Raw genomic sequence first — 5663 nt, forward strand, 5'->3', positions numbered from 1 at the left:
TAGCGCCGATGGTAGTTGGGACCTTGTCCCTGTGAGAGTAGGACGTCGCCAAGCAACTTTAAGACAAGTCAGAATGACTTGTCTTTTTTGTGTTTTATAAAAATAAGAATGGGTGGTAAATCTCAGTTTTTTATAATTTCACTTTATTGTTCACATCAACAAGTTCAAAACGCTCACAGACGAGTAACATATCTTCAGAGAAATTAAGACCAAGCTCATTTAGTTCCTTTGTAAAAAAACGAACATGGGTGTCTCTCCAGTAATTATAAGTACGATCTCCTTCGCCTTCAGCGATAGCGAATTCTTCGCTTACTTCATTCATTGGTGTTACAGTTACTTCTATTATCTTAATAATAGCTACAGGTTCATCATTACTATTAAGTATAATACTATAATCATTAGTGGTCGGTAGCGGTTCATTTTCTAATTCATAAAAAATGTGACCGGAGCATGTAGCAGTTTTAATACCGTCAATTACTAGTTGTGCAAGATAATTAGGGGAATCTCCAAATTGCCAAGCTATAACAGATTCTGGTTTTTTGTTGTTTCCCCAATAAGTATTCCAATATGTCTGTGCTAATTGATTCATTTTATCGTCACCTCACTCTAATTAAATTTAGTCGCTTTATAATTCCTAGGAAATTTATTTATTTACTTATTCTGTCTTTGTGCTCATTTGAAATTTGTATCAGTGTGTTGCAAATTAAAAAGATACTATGTGGAATGAATATGGTTTGTAAATATGTTCTGTATATATATAGAATCTTTAATTTCCCAATTGCATTTTATGATAAAGGATATAGTTACTTAAAGAACGTTCAGACTATTAATGGTAGCTTATTATCACTATGCCATATTGAAGTGAGTAGTACTAGAGTTGAAATAGATAAAAAACCGATATTCTAAAATTGAATATCAGTTTAATGATATGTGACTTATATGAATCTATAGTAATACGAAAAGCGTAAATAAGATAGCCAACAAAATACGATAGTATGCAAAAGGTTTTAAACCTATCTTCTCTAAAAGCTTTAGAAAAGTTACTACCGCTAGCATCGCTACGGTAAAAGAGGTAATGAATCCTACCGCAAACATAGGGATGTCATCGACACTTAAATACTCCCAACTTTTTAGTAAGTCTAAGCCTGTAGCTCCAACCATTACAGGAAGAGCTATTAGAAAAGAGAACTCGGATGCGGTTTTATAATTTACTTTTGCTAATAGACCTCCAGAGATAGTAGAGCCAGCTCTAGAGAAGCCAGGGTATACTGCTAAGCACTGAAATAATCCAATTGTTAAAGCTTGACGGTATGTTAAATCGTCCAGTGAATAGGCGGTTGCCTCTTTCTTTTTTACTTCTGCAAAGATCATAACAATTGCCCCTGCTACAAGTCCAATCACAACAGTGTATGGCTGAAATAAGTATGTTTTAATAATATCATGTAGTAGCAAACCAGCCACTACTGCCGGAAATACGCCAAGAAATACATGAAACGCGTTGAATTTTTTCTCTTTCCGTAGAAGAGGCTTAATATTACATAGAGAAACGAGACGTTTATGATATAAAATTGCAATAGCTAAAATTGCGCCTAGCTGAATAACAATTTCAAACGTTTTTGCTCTTTCTCCTTCAAAGTCTAATAAATGCCCGACTAATATAAGGTGGCCAGTAGAAGATATAGGTAAAAATTCAGCTAATCCTTCTACAATACCGAGTATGAAGGCAATAATGATATCGCTCATAGTTTCACTCCTATAAATTAATGAATGTCTACTTTTTTAAAATAGAATAGTGTTGCAATAAATCCGGAAATTGTTGTTACTGCAATGATGATATAAGAATACTCTGGTGGATATGTCGGTTGTAATTCATTATTTGCGATATCTAGAGTAGCGGTCCACGGAAATAAATCTTTATGCTTGGAGTTTACGAGCATAAGATTGGTCATTGTAATAATGACTGTTAATATAATGGGCGGTACATAGCTCTTCATGACAAGAGTTAGTAGTACAATAGGTGAAGACAATAGAAAGAGAAGTCCACCACATATTAAAAATTCTAGGAAAGAACTTAAAAGTAAAGCAATGTTAAAACCAGGGAAATTCCCCAATAGCCCTAATATTAAAGTAAGTGTCCAAGCGACTAAAGTTAGCATCATGATCCAAAGAAAGAGAATGATGAATTTACTTATAATAAAGCTAATGCGCGACACGGGGATAGTTAGTAAATTTTTTAGTGTATCTTCTGCATATTCGCGGGTAAGCAAATATGCAACCACTACTCCATATAAGGGGAATCCTATAACTAAAGTAGTATATAAGTTAACATCAGTGAATAATTGATGGAACCAAATAGTCGGAGTTGGCTGTTTTGTTTTTATATGTATATAAGAGGCTACTACAACTAAGAAAGGTGCGACACCAGCACCAATAATGCTAATTAAAAACATATTAGAGCGTTTTAATTTTAAGAGTTCTGTATAGAGTAGATTAACCAATTGTTCCACCTCCAACTAGCTTGGTGAAATAATCTTCTAGTCTATCTTCACTTATCATCATTTTTAATACTTCAATACCATTGAGAACTAACGTTCTATTTATGTATCCTTGTTGTCCAAAATGAGAGTAAATACGAATATTCCCTTCATCGTGTACTTCATAATCAAAAATTTGAAGATGATTTTCTAATAACATCACAGCTTTATTGTCATTATTCACTTGAAACTCTATGTACTTACGATTTGCTTTACGTAGCGTATCAAGAGAAACTTCTTCTAGTAACTTTCCTTCATGAATAATTCCGATACGATCGACTAACTGTTCTACCTCGGCTAATATGTGACTAGAAATGAGTATGGTTATATTTCTTTCTTGAGCTAAAGAATGAATAAGTTTTCGCATTTCTTTAATACCAATAGGGTCTAGTCCGTTAGTTGGTTCATCTAATATGAGTAGCTCGGGATAATGGAGAAGAGCGCGTGCAATTCCTAAGCGTTGCTTCATTCCTAAAGAATACTTTCCTACTAACTTTTTTGTCTCATGCTGCAAGCCTACTATTTCTAATGCTTCTTCGATAGCATTCTTTTTGTGAACCCCAATTATCTTTGCATTAATTAATAGGTTTTCTTTTGCAGTTAAGTTTTCATAAAATCCTGGAACTTCAACTATAGAACCAATTCTGCTTAAAATATCTTTTTGATTTTGGAATAAGTTCTCTCCAAATATTTCAATCGTTCCACTTGTAGGCTTTATAAGACTAAGCAGCATACGAATGGTTGTTGTTTTACCAGCACCGTTGCGGCCTATGAAGCCATAAATCTCCCCTTGTTGAACATTAATATTTAAATTATCTACTGATTTTTGATTGCCATATACTTTAGTAAGGTTAGTCGTTTTTATAATTGTATTTATAGGAGACACCTGCTTTCTATAAGTTCTTACTTACATCATAAAAAGGAAGGCTTAACTGCATATTAATCATTTCTTAACTATTTCTTAAAAGTATTGTGTTTTGGAATAGAAAAGCCAAAAATAGTTCGTTTCCATGGAGTGCTTTCAACCCATATATGCCCACCATTTCTCTCAACGAGCGCTTTAGAAATAGAGAGCCCGAGACCACTACCACCAAACGAGGAGTTTCTTGATTGTTCGCTTCGGTACATTCGCTCAAACACATTTTGTAAATCATGCTTTGGAATACCAGGGCCTTTGTCCCAAATATGAAGTTCATATTCTCTATCGGTTTCTAGTAGTTCGACTCCTACTATTTTTCCATCCTTTCCGTAATAAATGGCATTTTTCATTAAATTACTCATAATCCGCATAAGGCTCAGATGGTCTGCGATAATAGGGCAAGTAGATTCTGGTATGAGAACTTGCAGTTCGATGTTATGTTTTGAGAGCTCAGGTAAAAATTCAATCAAAACTTCTCTAGTAACTTCAGAAAAGTCGAGTTCTTCTTCTTTTAGTGGAAATTCATTAGCGTCTAGCTTCGCCATATTGAATATTTCATCAACTAGGTGCTTTAAGTTATTTGATTTCATATAAAGTATTTTAAGGTATTCTTGTTTTTCTATTTCAGAAACAGCAACCCCATCTTTTAAAGCATCTATATATCCGATGATGGAGGTGAGTGGTGTTCGTATATCGTGGGAGATACTAGACAAAAGTTGTTTTCTGGATTCCTCGGATCTTTTGGCTTCAATCTGAACTTGCTCTAATTTAGCTATTAGCTCGTTTATTGAAAAAACGATATTATGTAATGAGTGGTCATTGCTTGTGAATAATCTCGTTTGTAAGTTTCCTTTTAGTACACGACTTAATTTAGTATCCATTGCCTTGCGATGTTGAATGAATTGTATTCTTGAAAAGAAGAGATAAATTGTAATTAAGATAAGGATTATAAATAAAGACATTTTTAATCTTGGTTCCATTTGTATGTTTAAAATCCCACAAATGATAAGTTGTAATGTAATAAGGGAGAGGGTTTTATCAGTCTTCAAGCTTTTCACCTACAAACTTATAACCAATTCCCCATATAGTCTGAATGAATTTTGGATTGGAAGGGTCGATTTCTATTTTCTTTCTAAGTTTTCGAATATGTACCATAACGGTATTGTCATCTTCTATATAATTATCGTCCCACACATTTTGGAAGAGCTGTGTTTTTGTAAATACTTGTCCTGGGTTTGAAGTAAAGAATTTTAATAGTTCCAGTTCTTTTCCGGTTAAGTTAATTTCTTCTTTATTTGTATGAACTGTGTATGTATTTAGATTGAAAGTTAGTCCTTTAAAAGATAAAGTTGTTTTTTCTTGAGCAGTATTGCTACTTCCAAGAACTAAAAAACGCCGCATAAGAGCTTTTACTCGTGCAATTACTTCGTGAATGCTGAAAGGTTTTGTAATGTAATCATCAGCACCAATGCTTAAGCCTAAAATTTTATCAATTTCGTGATCTTTAGCGGTGAGCATTAATATAGGTACGTTAGTTTTATATCTAAGCTTTTTACATACCTCGATTCCATCTATTTTGGGCATCATAAGATCTAATATAACGAGGTTATAGTTATTTTGATTAAATAAATGCAAGGCTTCTTCGCCGTTGATTGCAGTGTCTACCATATATAATTCTCGTTCTAAATATATTTTTAATAAATTTCGGATTTCTTTATCGTCGTCTGCTAAAAGGATACGTATATCTTTCATATTTTCACCTGCTTCTAATAGAGTTTTATTGATAGTACAACAACTCTCTAATTATATACTAGTATTTGTTAAAATAAGGTTGCTAGTTTTGTTGGAGGGAAACGTCCGCACGAGTTAAGTCTAGAGCTCAAATTAACTCGAATATGTTTGGAAGAATAAATTAAAGAGAAGCAGAAAGCGTGCTCCGATAATGAAATCCTATAGAGACGTGTCTAGTTAAAAGAGCATAAAAATATTAACTTGAATATCTTTATAAAAAGATGTTGACGATTATACAAATGAAGTGTAATATAGAACAAGTCGCCGATGACAATAACGTCGCAAGCGACAAACAAAATGAAAAACTTAGTTGACATTGAAAGATGAAGATGTTAACATAAGGAAGTCGCAAATGAGCGACCAAGTAGTTCTTTGAAAACTGAACGAAACAAACAACGTGAAACGTCAATTTTTATTTT

The 5663-nt window shown here is 33.4% G+C and carries 6 protein-coding genes; all 6 read right to left on the reverse strand.

Annotation, left to right across the window (positions count from 1 at the left end):
• Positions 1–130: 130 nt before the first annotated feature.
• The 6 genes from ACLBXA_RS29135 to ACLBXA_RS29160 all read right to left on the reverse strand — a co-directional run bounded on the left by ACLBXA_RS29135 (position 131) and on the right by ACLBXA_RS29160 (position 5205).
• A complete protein-coding gene (locus tag ACLBXA_RS29135) occupies positions 131–589 on the reverse strand; it encodes an ASCH domain-containing protein (RefSeq protein ID WP_001072428.1) in 459 nt (152 codons plus the stop codon).
• Positions 590–945: 356 nt separating this feature from the next.
• Positions 946–1743, reverse strand: a complete 798-nt coding sequence (uppP, locus tag ACLBXA_RS29140; protein ID WP_001279951.1) for an undecaprenyl-diphosphate phosphatase UppP — start codon at positions 1741–1743, stop codon at positions 946–948.
• A 17-nt stretch (positions 1744–1760) separates the two neighbouring features.
• Positions 1761–2498 carry an ABC transporter permease gene (locus tag ACLBXA_RS29145; RefSeq protein ID WP_000247718.1) on the reverse strand — a complete coding sequence of 246 codons (738 nt, stop codon included), beginning with the start codon at positions 2496–2498 and terminating at the stop codon, positions 1761–1763.
• A complete protein-coding gene (locus ACLBXA_RS29150; RefSeq protein WP_000074583.1) occupies positions 2491–3420 on the reverse strand; it encodes an ABC transporter ATP-binding protein in 930 nt (309 codons plus the stop codon). The genes ACLBXA_RS29145 and ACLBXA_RS29150 overlap by 8 nt, the downstream gene beginning before the upstream one ends.
• Positions 3421–3488: 68 nt before the next feature.
• Positions 3489–4502 (reverse strand): sensor histidine kinase, encoded by a 1014-nt coding sequence (locus tag ACLBXA_RS29155; protein WP_000845349.1) that lies wholly within the window; start codon positions 4500–4502, stop codon positions 3489–3491.
• Positions 4492–5205 carry a response regulator transcription factor gene (locus ACLBXA_RS29160; protein ID WP_000652004.1) on the reverse strand — a complete coding sequence of 238 codons (714 nt, stop codon included), beginning with the start codon at positions 5203–5205 and terminating at the stop codon, positions 4492–4494. The genes ACLBXA_RS29155 and ACLBXA_RS29160 overlap by 11 nt, the downstream gene beginning before the upstream one ends.
• Between the last annotated feature and the right edge of the window lie 458 nt (positions 5206–5663).

The organism is Bacillus sp. D48C, assembly GCF_053345735.1.

Coding starts and splice junctions, on each gene's coding strand:
- ACLBXA_RS29135 (WP_001072428.1), bottom strand. CDS start 589: ATGAATCAATTAGCACAGACATATTGGAATACTTATTGGGGAAACAAC.
- uppP (WP_001279951.1), bottom strand. CDS start 1,743: ATGAGCGATATCATTATTGCCTTCATACTCGGTATTGTAGAAGGATTA.
- ACLBXA_RS29160 (WP_000652004.1), bottom strand. CDS start 5,205: ATGAAAGATATACGTATCCTTTTAGCAGACGACGATAAAGAAATCCGA.